A 13,680-nucleotide genomic window follows, 5' to 3' on the forward strand; every position below is an offset into this window, starting at 1 on the left:
AGGATTCGTTTCTCTCATTATTTTAAGACAGCGAAGGCTGCCTCTGCCGCTTCAATCGTTTTTTCAATATCCTCATCTGTATGTTTTGTCGATAAGAACATACCCTCAAATTGAGAAGGAGGAAGAGAAATGCCTTGCTTGAGCATTTCTTGGAAGTAACGAGTAAAGTAATCTAAGTTTGAAGAGGATGCCTTTTCAAAGTTCGTTACCTTCTCATCTGTAAAGAAAAATCCTACCATCGATCCCGCTCGGTTAATAGAGTGAGGGATGCCGTGTTTTGTCGCTGCTTCTGATAAACCATCTGCAAGCTTAGCTGCTAGGGCATCAAAGCGATCATAATCTTCTCGCGTCAGCTGTGACAGTGTTTCATATCCGGCAGTCATGGCTAAAGGATTTCCTGAAAGGGTTCCCGCTTGATAAATTGGTCCTGCCGGGGCAATTTGTTCCATAATTTCTCGCTTCCCGCCGTAAGCTCCTACAGGAAGGCCGCCTCCAATAACTTTTCCAAGGCATGTTAAATCAGGTGTCACGCCTAAAACTCCTTGTGCACAGTTGTATCCTACACGGAATCCAGTCATAACTTCATCAAAAATTAACAGCGTGCCATTTTCTTCTGTAATCTCACGAAGAGATTCTAAAAATCCTGGCTCTGGAGGGACAACCCCCATGTTGCCAGCTACAGGCTCAACGATTACACCAGCAATGTCATCGCCGAATTGTTCAAACGCATACTTCACGCTTTCTAAATCATTATACGGCACCGTTAACGTATTTTGTGCAACGGATTCCGGCACTCCAGGTGAATCCGGCAGACCAAGTGTAGCCACACCCGACCCAGCTTTAATTAACAAGGAATCGCCGTGGCCATGATAGCAGCCTACAAACTTCAAGATCTTGTTGCGGCCTGTATAGCCGCGTGCAAGGCGAAGCGCACTCATTGTTGCTTCTGTTCCTGAGTTCACCATACGCACAACTTCAATCGACGGTACTCGCTCGATCACTAATTCAGCTAGTTTGGTTTCAAGCTCACTCGGAGCACCAAAGCTTGTCCCTTTTTCCGTAGCTGCTTTAAGCGACTCCACTACTTGCTCATCTGCATGGCCTAAAATAAGCGGCCCCCACGAAAGAACATAATCAATGTATTCATTTCCATCGATGTCATAAATCTTTGACCCTTTTCCGCTCTCCATATAAACAGGGTCCATTTTCACTGATTTAAATGCACGAACAGGGCTGTTTACGCCACCTGGCATTAATGGTTTTGCTTTTTGAAATGCAGCTTCTGATTTTTTAAACGAACGCATTTTCATCTCTCCTTTCGATTCCACGTTTTATTTTTACGTTTTCATTTTACGTATTTGACCCAACGCCCAAAGCTTACTTCGTTTCTTGAAGCCAGCGCGCCACATCTTTTGCATGGTACGTTAAAATAAGGTCAGCTCCAGCACGCTTCATGCTCGTCATCTTCTCTAGGACAATGGCTTTCTCATCCACCCAGCCGTTTTGACTAGCTGCTTTAACCATCGAGTATTCCCCGCTAACATTATACGCAACTACAGGATAGCCTGAATGGTCTTTCACTTCACGAATCACATCTAAATAAGAAAGGGCCGGTTTAACAATGAGAAAATCTGCTCCTTCTTCCATATCAGACTGTGCCTCACGCAGGGCTTCTAGTCTGTTTGCAGGGTCCATTTGATACGTTTTACGGTCTCCGAACTTAGGTGAACTGTGAGCTGCGTCACGGAAAGGTCCGTAAAATGCTGAAGCGTATTTAACGGAGTAAGCCATGATCGGTACATCATGGTACCCTGCTTCATCTAGTCCGTGGCGGATCGCTGCAACGAACCCGTCCATCATATTAGAAGGTGCAATAATATCTGCTCCTGCCTCTGCTTGCGAAACAGCCGTTTTGGCTAGTAGATCCAGAGTTGGATCATTTAAGATCTTCCCATCTTCAATCACTCCGCAATGGCCATGATCTGTAAATTGGCACAGACAAGTATCCGCAATGACAGTCAAATCCGGATGGTTTGATTTAATTTGACGAATCGCTTTTTGGACGATTCCGTGATCATGATAAGCAGATGTGCCGACTCCATCTTTTACATCTGGCACACCAAACACGATGATCGACGGGATGCCAAGGGCTGCTACTTCCTCTACTTCGGCATCAACAAGATCAAGTGACCACTGATAGACACCAGGCATTGAGTTTACTTCATTCTTAACACCTTCGCCCTCTGTAACAAAAATTGGGTAAATGAGGTCATCTGCTCTTACATGCGTTTCTCGGACCATGCGGCGAACACTATCTGAAATGCGCAGACGGCGGTGACGATTAAATTCTACATGCTTCATACCTTTTTGGCCTCCTTATAATAGGTAATGATCGCTTCAATTAAACCTTCTATTGTGTATGTACTAGCTGTTATATCTACGTTTAAATGATACTCTGTTGCCGTTTTTTCTGCAATCGGACCAATACAAGCAATCTTAGCATCCTTAAAAGGCTCTTCTATTCTAAGCTCAAGAAGAACCTGAGCAAAATGTCTAACCGCAGATGAGCTTGTAAACGTAATGACATCTATAGCCTGGCCGCTTTTTATAAAAGCTCTAAACTGATCTTTAGCTTCAGGCGGACAGACCGTTTCGTATATGGTAAGGTCTGAAACTTCAATCCCAGCCTTTTCGAGCTCTTTTGGCAATAGAGTGCGTCCTAGGTTTCCTCTAGGCATTAGAATCTTCTCACCAGCAGTGATATGTGTGGTTAATGTTACTGCTAAATCTTCTGCTACATAACGGTCAGGCAGCAGATCTGCTTTTAATCCGTATTCATCTAATACGGCTTCTGTTTTTTCACCTACTACCGCAATACGTGCTTTCAATGAGGATGGTAAATGCCTTTTTTTAAATTCCTCTAAGAAAAAACGTACCCCGTTCGCGCTAGTAAACACAAGCCAATCAAATTCATTTATGTACGTAATGGCTTTCTCAAGCTGATCACTCTTGACTGGCTGAAATAAGAGAAGCGGAATTATATGAGAAATTCCGCCTGCCTCCTCGATTTGGTTAATGAATGGTTCAGCTTGATCTTTTGCACGTGTTACAAGGACATGTTTACCCGACAGTGCATTTGTAGCCATTATGCGTCCAGCTCACGTTTTACTTTATCTAAAATTTCTTTAGCCCCTTTTTCAAGAAGGCGCTCTGAGACTTCTTCGCCCACTTTGACAGGATCCTGTCCAACTACAGTGTCTTTTAGGATCGTCTTACCATCAGGCGAGCCCACTAGTGCTGTAAGAGAAACCTGCCCGTCTTCCTGCATCGTTGCATATCCGGCAATCGGTACTTGGCACCCGCCTTCCATCTTGTGCAAGAACGTTCGCTCTGCTGTAACTGTAAGAGCTGTTGCTTCATCATTTAACTTTTGAATTAACTCAATCACTTCTTGGTCATCACTGCGGCATTCAAGTCCTAGTGCCCCTTGACCTACAGCAGGTACACACATTTCAGGCTCTAAATACTCCGTTACTAGCTCCTCTGAGTAGCCTAAACGATTAAGTCCAGCTGCTGCTAAAATAATTGCAGAGAAATCCTCTTCTTTTAATTTACGTAAACGAGTTTCAACATTCCCTCTGATCCATTTCACTTCTAGATCAGGACGCTCTGCTAACAACTGAGCAGAACGACGAAGGCTGCTTGTCCCAACAATCGCCCCGCTAGGCAAGTCTTTTAATTTAACATGATCAAGAGAAATAAATGCATCACGTGCATCTTCACGTTCAGTAATTGCTGCTAATGAAAAGCCTTCTGGCATAACAGACGGGACATCCTTCATAGAGTGTACAGCAATGTCAATCTCTTTATTTTCAAGTGCCTGCTCAATCTCTTTTACAAAGAGACCTTTTCCGCCTACTTTTGAGAGAGTGACATCAAGAATTCGATCTCCTTTTGTGACAATCTTCTTCACTTCAAAGTTGTAAGGCACTTCTTTTTTCTTTAATTGATTGATAACCCAATCTGTTTGGGTTAATGCTAAATTACTGCGGCGTGAACCAATAACAATCGTACGCATTTCATAAACCTCCAATTAATACACCGGTCAAGTATTATGATAGGATCATATGAGCAGAACCTGTAAAAAATTAGTTACACCCATAAATGAAACTCTGAATATTGACCAGATAAGAAATAGTTAATTAATAGTAATAAAAAGCATGCTATATTTAGCAATGCCATATTGTATCCTCGCACGTAGTGAACAGCTCGCTGATAGAGATAAACCGCATAAGCCGCTAACACGATCAATGAGCTGATGACTTTTGCATCCATTAATGGAATAAAGCCAAACTGACTGTATGCCCACACAAAACCGAGGATTAAGCCAATTAAAAAAAATGGGAAAGCAAAGATCGTCATTCGATTAGCGAGTGTATCAAGATTTGTTAAGGAACCAAACCGCACTAACCGTTTTCCCCACAGTTTTTTCTTCAGCATTTGATGTTGGATGACATACATAATAGAAAAAGCAAATGATAAAGTAAAAGCTGCATACGACAGAAGGATAATGGTAATATGAATAATTAACAGCTCAGATACAAGCAGCGTGTAAAGAGATTCTGGGATCCCGCTGTCTCCTACAAATAAACTGAATGCCATCATACTAAAGCCAATCACATTGGTGAAGAACACAAGAAAATCGACTCTAAAGTACCAGTTAATTAACAACGATAAACTAACAACAACCCATGCATAAAAAAAGAGCCCTTCAAACGGGGTAATTAACGGCAATCGATTTAACTCAAATGCTCGGTACACGAAATACACCGTTTGCAAGACCCATACTATAGAAAGTAACCAGAAAGCCAGTCGATTGACTTTCCGGTTTTGCTGTAAGAAATCAATAAAATAGCCAAATACACTTAAACTATATAAAACAATCGTTAATGGATAAATCCAATTCATCCGCCAAGGTCACTCCTTTCATTAGGAGCGAACGACTGCATCTTGCTCTTTTGAAATGGCTGCATACTCTTTCTTCTGTGCTTCCCACTGCTGCTCAGCCTCGCGCACACGAACCTCACGCTCATGAGCTTCAAGCTCATCTTCTAACGCAAAGATCTTAGTAAATAACTCAAGCGCATCATCAGAACCAGGCTCACCTGCAAGTTCCTTTACTCTTGTAACAGGGTCTCTTAGCAGTTGATTAACAATACTTTTCGTATGCTTACGCAGAACTTTCTTCTCACGCTCTGTTAAATCAGGCAGCTTGCGCTCAATACTCTCCATCGTTTCCGCTTGCACTGCAAGCGCTTTTGTACGAAGAGCCGTAATAATCGGCACAACTCCTAACGTATTAAGCCAAGATTTAAATTCATCAATTTCCATTTCAACCATAAGCTCAATTTTTTCAGCTTCGCGCTTACGCTCTTCTAAGTTAGCCTCTACAATATTTTGAAGATCATCAATATCATATAAATATACATCATCAAGCTCTGCTAAGGCAGGATCAAGATCACGCGGCACAGCAATATCCACCATAAACAGCGGACTGCCTTTACGCTTTTTCAATGTTTGAGCCATCATGTCTTTAGACACAACAAAATCACGAGCCCCCGTTGAGCTGATTAAGATATCAGCATCAACGAGCGCCTCTTGAAGCTGTTCAAAAGGTCTTGCTTGTCCGAGAAAACGAGCAGCAAGTTCCGCGGCACGAGCTTCTGTACGGTTAATAACCGTAATCTTCTCTGCCCCGTTCGCATGCAAATGCTTTGCAGTTAACTCACTCATTTTACCGGCCCCTAATATAAGAACATGCTTGCCAGTAAAATCCCCGAATATATTTTTACCAAGCTCGACAGCTGCGTAGCTGACTGATACTGCATGTTGTCCGATCTCTGTACCAGAATGTGCACGCTTGGCTAATGTTACTGCCTGCTTAAATAAATGATTAAAAATCGTTCCAGTTGCTTGTTCTTTTTGCGCTAAGAGGAAGCTGTCTCGAACCTGTCCTAGAATCTGCGTTTCTCCTAAGATCATAGAATCTAGTCCACATGCGACTCTAAATAAATGCTCAATCGCATGATGGTCTTCACGAATATCTAAATACGGAGACACTTCGTCTTTAGATAATTGAAACCAATCTGCAAGGAAGGTTTTCGTGAAATGACGTCCTGTATGAAGCTGGTCAGCCACTACGTAAATTTCCGTTCGATTGCACGTAGAGATAATCGTGCACTCTAAAATACTCTTCATATTACGTAATTGATTAAGAGCAATTGGCATTTCAGCTTCTTGAAAGGCAAACTTCTCACGCATCTCAACTGGGGCTGTTTTATAATTTAAACCAACAACTATAATATGCATTCTTCCTACACCCCCACCGTTCGATATCTCTCAATTAATATCTATCATGTCCTTCATACACTCAAGTGAGAGCATTACAGGATCTTACAAAAATCGATCAAATTAGGTAATAGTTTATCCTTTACCCTTTACTGAACTTATTATAACATGTCTGTCTAAACACACAAAAAAGAATTTGTGAACAGATCATGAAGCCTATGCTATTATGTTGGTATTACATAAAGACACTGGCACGTTAGTGAATTCTTTCCTTTTAGCATAACCATTTCTTTGTTACTATATGTCAGATTACCATAGGAATGATCCGCTTATGACATATGAAATGTGACCAAATTAATAACTGATTATTTTTGGGAGGACCTTAATATGAAGCAGCAACGAATCGTAAAGCCGAAAAGAATCTTTCCTGGAGTATTACTTATAGGACTTGGGCTCTATTTTCTCGTGAATCAATATCAATTCCCTTATAAAGAACAGCTAGCAAGCTGGCCGTCGATATTAGTCATCATAGGGGTCGCTTTCTTACTGCAGGCCACGCTCGGAAAAGAAACTCATTCCTTATTCCCTGGCCTCTTATTAACCGGCTTAGGGGTTCATTTTCACGGACTAGCTCTTCTTCCATCATGGCCCGATCATTGGGGAATGTATACCCTCATTGTCGGTATTTCTTTTTTAATCGTCTATATCCGCACAAAAAAAGAAGGGTTGATCCCAGGTCTCCTTCTCACGGTTATTGCCGTCATTGGTTTTATGTCATTTAACCCACTCGAGGCTATTGAGTCAACCACTCAATCAACCATCGGATCAATACCAACCATTTTACTAGATTTATGGCCTGTTGTCCTGATTATTCTTGGCGTTGTCTTTATTTTAAAACGAAAGTAATACCAAAATCAAAAGGTCTGCATCAATTTGATGCAGACCTTTTGATTTTTTATCTCGTTGCGTAATGCATAATTGTTTTCCATGCTTGTTCTTTCCCATGACCTGATTCAGATGAGAATAATAGCAGCGGGTCTTCCTCATGCTTTGACAACTCTTCTGAGATGACCCTCAAATGCTTTTGCCACTTGCCTTTAGGAATTTTATCGCATTTCGTTGCAATGACAATTACGGGAATGTCAAAATGCTTTAACCACTCATACATGAGCTTATCATCTTCTGTTGGCTTATGACGAACATCAATTAACTGAACAACAGCGCGGAGCTGTTCACGTTGCTGGATGTACGTTTCAATCATCTTCCCCCATGCTTCACGTTCTTTTTTCGACACCTTTGCAAACCCGTATCCCGGAACATCTACAAAATGGAGCTGCTCATTAATCGCATAAAAATTTAACGTTTGTGTTTTACCAGGCCGCTGCGATGTACGAGCAAGGCTTTTGCGGTTGATCATCTTATTAATAAACGAGGACTTTCCTACATTTGAACGCCCTGCTAAAGCAATCTCCGGTAACGGTGTATTAGGATATTGCTCAGGTTTTACAGCGACTGTAAATAATTCTGCTTTTGTTACTTTCATTTCTTCTCTCCCAACGCATGCTTTAAGACGTCATCTAAGTGCCCTACAAGAATATAGTTTAAATCTTCACGTACACTCTCTGGCACATCTTCTAAGTCTTTCTCATTATCTTTTGGGATGATGATGGTTTTAAGCCCTGCTCTGTGAGCACTCATTGACTTCTCTTTTAGACCGCCAATCGGCAAAACACGGCCTCTTAGCGTAATTTCTCCAGTCATCCCCACTTCTTTTTTAACCACTCTGCCTGTTAATGCAGAAATTAAAGCGGTGGCCATCGTTATACCTGCTGAAGGGCCATCTTTAGGCGTTGCTCCTTCAGGTACATGAATATGGATATCATTTTTCTCATGGAAGTCAGGCTCGATCTCAAGCTCCTTAGATCTTGCTCGAATATAACTAAAGGCCGCTTGAGCAGACTCTTTCATCACATCTCCCAATTTTCCAGTCAGAGTTAACTTCCCTTTTCCTCGGGCTAATGAAACCTCAATAGACAGGGTGTCTCCTCCTGCAGAAGTATAAGCCAAACCAGTAGCTGCTCCCACTTGATCCTCTTCTTCTGCCTGACCATAACGAAAACGAGGTTTTCCTAACATGTCTTCTACTGTCTTAGCTGTAAGTATAACACGCTTTTTTGTACCAGTTACGATCATTTTTGCTGCTTTACGACAGAGGGTTGCCAGCTGACGCTCTAAATTACGAACCCCTGCTTCCCTGGTATAATAGCGAATTACCTTTTGAATTGCTTCATCCTTTACTTGCATCATCGACTTTTTAATACCATGATCTTTCATTTGTTTTGGCAGCAAATAATTTTTGGCGATTTGCATCTTTTCGACTTCGGTATATCCTGCAATATGAATCATTTCCATTCTGTCACGAAGAGGTCCTGGAATCGTTGCAATATTATTCGCTGTTGTCACAAACATTACTTTAGATAAATCATACGGCTCTTCAATATAATGATCACTGAAATTATGATTTTGTTCAGGATCCAGCACTTCTAGCAAGGCAGACGAAGGGTCCCCACGAAAATCATTAGCCATCTTATCTATTTCATCTAGTAAGAAAACAGGATTAATGGACCCGGCTTTCTTCATCCCTTGTATCATACGGCCAGGCATAGCCCCCACATATGTACGGCGATGTCCGCGGATCTCTGCTTCATCCCTTACCCCGCCTAGAGAGATTCGTACAAATTCCCGATCAAGAGAACGTGCAATTGAGCGGGCTAACGACGTTTTACCTACCCCTGGAGGGCCGGACAAACAAAGAATTGGTCCTTTTAACTCATTCGTTAATTGCTGAACAGCTAAGTATTCAAGCACACGTTCTTTCACTTTTTCAAGCCCGTAGTGATCTTCATTTAAAATCTCTTCTGCGCGGTTAACATCTAATTGGTCTTCTGTTTCATATACCCATGGGAGTTGAATCAGCCATTCAATATAATTTCGCAGCACAGAGCTTTCTGCAGAATTAGCAGGCATTTTTTCATACCGATCAAGCTCTTTTAATGCTTTTTCTTCAACTGATTCAGGCATCTCAGCTTCTTCAATCTTCTCACGCAGCGTAGCGACTTCTCCGCCTCGTCCTTCACGATCTCCAAGTTCTTTTTGGATGGCTTTCATTTGTTCACGCAGATAATATTCCTTTTGCGTCTTTTCCATTGATTTCTTCACTCGCTGGCCGATCTTCTTCTCTAGACCTAACACTTCTTGTTCGTTATTTAAAATATCGATTAAATGAAGAAGTCTTTCAACAACATTATTCATCTCAAGAAGTTCTTGTTTTTCAGCAAGCTTCAATGGAAGATTAGATGCTAATACATCTGCAAAGCGATGTGGTTCTGTAATGTCAGAAACCGTTGCAAGTGTTTCTTGAGAAACTTTTTTACTTACTTTTGTATATTGTTCAAACATCTCTAACAAGCTTCGCATAATCGCTTGCGTTTCTGTTGTACGCTCTTTTTGTTCTTCTGTTAACGGAGAAATATCTACTTCAAGAAATTCCGCGTTTTCTACATACTGTTCAATTTCAGCCCGGTAAAGTCCTTCTACGTGAATACGAACCGTACCGTTTGGAAGCTTTAACAGCTGTTTGATTTTAGCGATCGTCCCGATTGAATAAATCTCATCTTCAGTCGGCTCATCAATTGAAATTTCCTTTTGAGTAGATAAAAGGATCTCTTCATCTTCATTCATTGCAAATTCTAATGCCTGTACCGACTTCGCCCGTCCTACATCTAAATGCAGAACCATCGATGGAAAGACGAGCAACCCGCGTAAAGGCAGAAGCGGAATTCGTCGTTTTGTCTTTTCTGCGACCATCCGCATACACCTCCAAATTTCCTAGTTCCGAATCAATACCCTAATCACCCATACGTTAACCTAAACAAATCGTTTAAGTGTAAAATGTTGTTGGATTGTTCTGGTTTAATTGCTAAAAGATTCGAATTTGATCTTCATTAATTTTATCTTATCCCCCATTCTTTGTCTAATGATAGTCGTCAGAACAAAGTTTCTGGCCTATACAGGGGTAATCGAAGAATCAAGACTTGTACTCGCTGGAATAACAGCTTCCTCTGTTTCAACTGCTTCTAGCGCAAGCTCTAACACTTCATCTAAATGAGTGACTGCAACAATCTCAATGCCCTTTACCTCTTGCAAGATTGCTTGTTCGTTTTCTTTAGGGATAATCACGGTTGTTGCACCGGCAAGCTTAGCCGCTTCTACTTTGGCTACCACTCCACCGATCGGCTTAACTGAGCCATGGATCCCAAGCTCTCCTGTCATCGCTACAGTATTTTTTATTTTTTGCTTTTGAATGGCAGAGAAAATACCAGTGGCGATGGCGATTCCGGCAGACGGACCATCAACAGGTCCTCCTCCTGGAAAGTTCACATGGACATCATAATCCTGAGTGGGGATGCCCATTCTTCTAAGAACCGTTACGACATTTTCCACAGAGCCTTTAGCCATACTTTTTCTTCTTATTGAACGCATTTGATTGCCTGTACTTTCTTCCTCTGCAATACCTGTTATATTTACCGTTCCTTTGCCAGGGTTATCGATCACATTCACTTCAATTTCAAGCAAGGCGCCCATATTCGGTCCAAATACAGCAAGACCATTCACTAACCCTACCGCAGAATCTTCGTGAATCTTCCGCTCCGGACGAGGTGTAAGCTGACTGGCATGCAGCACCCATTCTACATCACGCAGTGTGACTTCTTCTCGCCCTTCTGAGGTCGCGACACCAGAAGCGATTTGAACAATATTTACAGCTTCACGTCCATTTGTTGCATATTTAGCGATTCTCTCTAGTGCACTTTCTTCTGCTTTAAAAGAAAGCTTATTAATCGCTTTTTGAGCAATCAAGATAATTTCCTGTGGCTTTAAGGCACGGAAATACACTTCAAGACACCTTGATCTGATGGCCGGAGGCAGCTCTTGAGGTGTTCTTGTTGTTGCTCCGATCATTCTAAAATCTGCCGGCAGTCCTTTTTGAAAAATCTCATGAATATGTTTTGGAATTTGCTGATTTTCTTCACTATAATACGCACTCTCGAGGAATACTTTACGGTCTTCTAGCACCTTTAATAATTTATTTAGCTGAATGGAATGAAGCTCACCAATTTCATCAATAAATAATACCCCGCCATGAGCCTTCGTCACAGCTCCGTGCTTAGGCTGTGGAATTCCGGCTTGTCCCATCGCTCCTGCTCCTTGATATATCGGATCATGAACCGATCCAATTAACGGATCAGCAATTCCTCTTTCATCAAATCTTGCTGTGGTTCCATCTAATTCAACGAACACAGCATCTTGACGAAATGGGGATTGGCTGTTCTTTTTTGCCTCTTCTAATACTAAACGTGCAGCAGCTGTCTTACCGACACCAGGCGGTCCATAGACAATAACGTGTTGAGGATTAGGTCCGCATAAAGCCGCACGCAATGACCTGATTCCTTCTTCCTGCCCTACAATATCATCAAAACTGATCGGTCTTACTTTCTCCGATAGAGGTTCGCTTAACTGAATTTCTCTCATCTTTCTTAATTGTTCCATCTCTTTTTTTGAATCTCTATCAATGGTCACACGTTGGTTGCGTTGAGTTTTTAACAAATTCCAAAAGTACACCCCGATAATCACGCCAAACACTAACTGAATGATTAAAGCAATACCTGTCCAATTCATCCTGTAACCTCCTGATGTCGTCATAAATTGTTTTTCTGATTCGATTGTTCTTCTCAGTTAAATTGTCTTTTTACTTTAAATTGATTTGTTGCTTAATTTGTTTTTATTAGTATGACCGACAACAACGACACTAACCACAAAACTCATTACTTCTATAAATTCATGCAGGAAGCCTGAGATTACAATATAAAAAAACACATCTCCGCATTGGGAGATGTGTTTAAGAAGCATTAAGCACTTTCCTTAGGCTCTTCTTTAGACAGCGAAATTTCAGTACCATCTTCTGTTTTTAAGATTGGCAGTGCGTTTTCAGTGATACATTTATCATGGATCACACATGTTACAACATCTGAACGCGAAGGAAGATCAAACATTACATCTAGCATGATTCCCTCAATAATCGAACGAAGGCCACGTGCTCCTGTTTTACGCTCGATCGCTTTTTTCGCAATTTCCACTAATGCCTCATCAGTGAACTCTAGTTCGACATCATCAAGCTCAAGCAATTTTTGGTATTGCTTTACTAGAGCATTTTTAGGCTTCGTCAGAATCTCAACAAGAGCGTCTGTATCAAGCGGCTCAAGACTTGAGATAACCGGAAGACGGCCGATAAATTCTGGGATCAGACCAAAGCGCAGAAGATCTTCTGGTAATACTTTGCTTAGGTATTCGCCTGGCTTCAATTCTTCTTGCTTCACTTCTGAACCAAAACCGATCACCTTTTTACCTAAACGGCGTTTGATAATCTGCTCGATTCCATCAAATGCGCCGCCGCAGATGAACAATACATTCGTTGTATCAATTTGAATAAATTCTTGATGAGGATGCTTACGTCCGCCTTGAGGAGGAACGCTTGCTGTTGTTCCTTCAAGGATCTTCAGTAATGCTTGCTGCACGCCTTCACCTGAAACATCTCTTGTAATCGAAGGATTTTCAGATTTGCGAGCTACTTTATCAATCTCATCAATATAGATAATTCCTTTTTCTGCTTTCTCCACATCATAATCAGCAGCTTGAATTAATTTAAGTAAGATGTTCTCGACATCTTCCCCTACATAACCTGCTTCTGTAAGCGATGTTGCATCAGCGATCGCGAAAGGAACATTTAGAATGCGGGCTAACGTCTGAGCAAGAAGAGTTTTCCCGCTTCCTGTCGGTCCAATCATCGCGATATTACTTTTAGCCAGCTCCACTTCTTCAGAGCGGTTCATGGAGTTAATACGCTTATAGTGATTGTAAACAGCGACTGAGAGCGACTTCTTCGCTTGATCTTGACCAATTACATAATCATCTAAGATTTGACGGATCTCTTGAGGCTTAGGAACCTCTTGGAATTCAACTTCCTCTTCACCGCCAAGCTCCTCTTCTACGATTTCCGTGCAAAGTTCAATACATTCATCACATATATACACACCAGGACCTGCAACTAACTTACGGACCTGATCTTGAGTTTTTCCACAAAAAGAACATTTAAGCTGTCCTTTATCTTCATTAAATTTAAACATCAAATCACCCCTCACGAATATTTTACCATCAAGTGTCATCTTTTGCCTATCGATGACCCTTCATGGAGAGTTATACACGACGTAAATGAAA

General features: G+C 41.5%; 12 protein-coding genes. 1 reads left to right on the forward strand and 11 read right to left on the reverse strand.

What is annotated here, in order from left to right; genetic code table 11:
- Positions 1-17 precede the first annotated feature (17 nt).
- From hemL to hemA, 6 genes are all read right to left on the reverse strand, one after another.
- Complete coding sequence (hemL, locus tag BPOF4_RS14430; protein ID WP_012959928.1) at positions 18-1,304, reverse strand: glutamate-1-semialdehyde 2,1-aminomutase; 1,287 nt, start codon at positions 1,302-1,304, stop codon at positions 18-20.
- A gap of 73 nt (positions 1,305-1,377) precedes the next feature.
- Entirely contained in the window at positions 1,378-2,361 is a 984-nt protein-coding gene (hemB, locus tag BPOF4_RS14435; RefSeq protein WP_012959929.1) for a porphobilinogen synthase, read from the reverse strand.
- Complete coding sequence (locus BPOF4_RS14440; RefSeq protein ID WP_012959930.1) at positions 2,358-3,146, reverse strand: uroporphyrinogen-III synthase; 789 nt, start codon at positions 3,144-3,146, stop codon at positions 2,358-2,360. The genes hemB and BPOF4_RS14440 overlap by 4 nt, the downstream gene beginning before the upstream one ends.
- The gene (hemC, locus tag BPOF4_RS14445) at positions 3,146-4,078 is read right to left on the reverse strand and encodes a hydroxymethylbilane synthase (protein WP_012959931.1); all 933 of its coding nucleotides are present in this window, start codon (positions 4,076-4,078) and stop codon (positions 3,146-3,148) included. Before hemC ends, BPOF4_RS14440 begins: the two co-directional genes overlap by 1 nt.
- 74 nt (positions 4,079-4,152) lie before the next feature.
- Positions 4,153-4,968: a cytochrome C assembly family protein gene (locus BPOF4_RS14450; RefSeq protein WP_012959932.1), complete on the reverse strand. Its 816-nt coding sequence runs from the start codon at positions 4,966-4,968 to the stop codon at positions 4,153-4,155.
- A 21-nt stretch (positions 4,969-4,989) separates the two neighbouring features.
- Positions 4,990-6,369: a glutamyl-tRNA reductase gene (hemA, locus tag BPOF4_RS14455; RefSeq protein ID WP_012959933.1), complete on the reverse strand. Its 1,380-nt coding sequence runs from the start codon at positions 6,367-6,369 to the stop codon at positions 4,990-4,992.
- Between the two features lie 366 nt (positions 6,370-6,735).
- Here hemA and BPOF4_RS14460 point away from each other — a divergent pair, with 366 nt between their 5' ends.
- Positions 6,736-7,254 carry a LiaI-LiaF-like domain-containing protein gene (locus tag BPOF4_RS14460; protein WP_012959934.1) on the forward strand — a complete coding sequence of 173 codons (519 nt, stop codon included), beginning with the start codon at positions 6,736-6,738 and terminating at the stop codon, positions 7,252-7,254.
- A 49-nt stretch (positions 7,255-7,303) separates the two neighbouring features.
- Here the strand turns inward: BPOF4_RS14460 and yihA are convergent, their stop codons facing one another.
- The 5 genes from yihA to clpX form a co-directional block, all read right to left on the reverse strand.
- A complete protein-coding gene (yihA, locus tag BPOF4_RS14465; protein WP_012959935.1) occupies positions 7,304-7,891 on the reverse strand; it encodes a ribosome biogenesis GTP-binding protein YihA/YsxC in 588 nt (195 codons plus the stop codon).
- Positions 7,888-10,215 carry an endopeptidase La gene (gene lon / locus BPOF4_RS14470; RefSeq protein ID WP_012959936.1) on the reverse strand — a complete coding sequence of 776 codons (2,328 nt, stop codon included), beginning with the start codon at positions 10,213-10,215 and terminating at the stop codon, positions 7,888-7,890. The genes yihA and lon overlap by 4 nt, the downstream gene beginning before the upstream one ends.
- Positions 10,216-10,413: 198 nt before the next feature.
- Positions 10,414-12,084, reverse strand: a complete 1,671-nt coding sequence (gene lonB, locus BPOF4_RS14475) for an ATP-dependent protease LonB (RefSeq protein WP_012959937.1) — start codon at positions 12,082-12,084, stop codon at positions 10,414-10,416.
- Positions 12,085-12,159: 75 nt separating this feature from the next.
- Complete coding sequence (locus BPOF4_RS22265) at positions 12,160-12,315, reverse strand: hypothetical protein (protein WP_012959938.1); 156 nt, start codon at positions 12,313-12,315, stop codon at positions 12,160-12,162.
- The gene (gene clpX, locus BPOF4_RS14480; RefSeq protein ID WP_012959939.1) at positions 12,315-13,589 is read right to left on the reverse strand and encodes an ATP-dependent protease ATP-binding subunit ClpX; all 1,275 of its coding nucleotides are present in this window, start codon (positions 13,587-13,589) and stop codon (positions 12,315-12,317) included. Before clpX ends, BPOF4_RS22265 begins: the two co-directional genes overlap by 1 nt.
- Positions 13,590-13,680 lie beyond the last annotated feature (91 nt).

The sequence above is a fragment of the Alkalihalophilus pseudofirmus OF4 genome, assembly GCF_000005825.2.
Taxonomy (GTDB): domain Bacteria; phylum Bacillota; class Bacilli; order Bacillales; family Bacillaceae_D; genus Alkalihalophilus; species Alkalihalophilus pseudofirmus.